The organism is Clostridioides sp. ZZV15-6598 (genome assembly GCF_020657705.1).
Lineage (GTDB): Bacteria > Bacillota > Clostridia > Peptostreptococcales > Peptostreptococcaceae > Clostridioides > Clostridioides difficile_F.
This window is the reverse complement of record NZ_JAGWCS010000318.1, coordinates 1-506: the sequence shown is the minus strand read 5'-3', so window position 1 is coordinate 506 and position 506 is coordinate 1. Positions and strand designations below refer to the sequence as shown.

General features: G+C 22.5%; 1 protein-coding gene. It reads right to left on the bottom strand.

Translation table 11 applies throughout. The annotated features are described in order from the left end of the window. Positions 1–17 precede the first annotated feature (17 nt). Complete coding sequence (locus KGF50_RS21825; RefSeq protein WP_227849989.1) at positions 18–446, bottom strand: HTH domain-containing protein; 429 nt, start codon at positions 444–446, stop codon at positions 18–20. Positions 447–506 lie beyond the last annotated feature (60 nt).

The following is a 506-nucleotide window of genomic DNA, read 5'->3' as shown; positions in this document are numbered from 1 at the left end:
TATTTATACTTAACCTTTTATTTTTCTGTATTTTTAAATATTAAACTCAGATTCATGGCAGTAGCACATATACTATATTTTACTTCTGTTGGCAAGTAATCTACTCCATTTATAAAATCTACCACATATTGTTCTTCAACATGTGCAACTTTAGCTATAAATTCAATATTAATTTCATATATATCAATTAGTAAACTTAAAATACCTCTAAGCCTAGAATCTGAATCAACATCTATAGTATATTCGAGTTGCAAAACAAAATTTATCCATTTTGCCCATACATCTAAATCTGCTGTAAATTCTTTTTCATATTTTTTATAATTTCTTAATTTTTCTGATTCTATTTTAATCAAATTTGATAAAATATTTTCATTTATGTGATATTCATCAATTAATTTATTAAGTAAAGGTTCTATGTAATCACTATCAATCTTTTTTACTTCCATATAAGTTAAACTCCTCTAAGTAAAATTAATAAGTATCTTTTTATTATATCACACTTAAAT

Bases quoted from the DNA above. Each gene is read 5' to 3' on its own strand.
- KGF50_RS21825 (WP_227849989.1), bottom strand. From the start codon at position 446: ATGGAAGTAAAAAAGATTGATAGTGATTACATAGAACCTTTACTTAAT.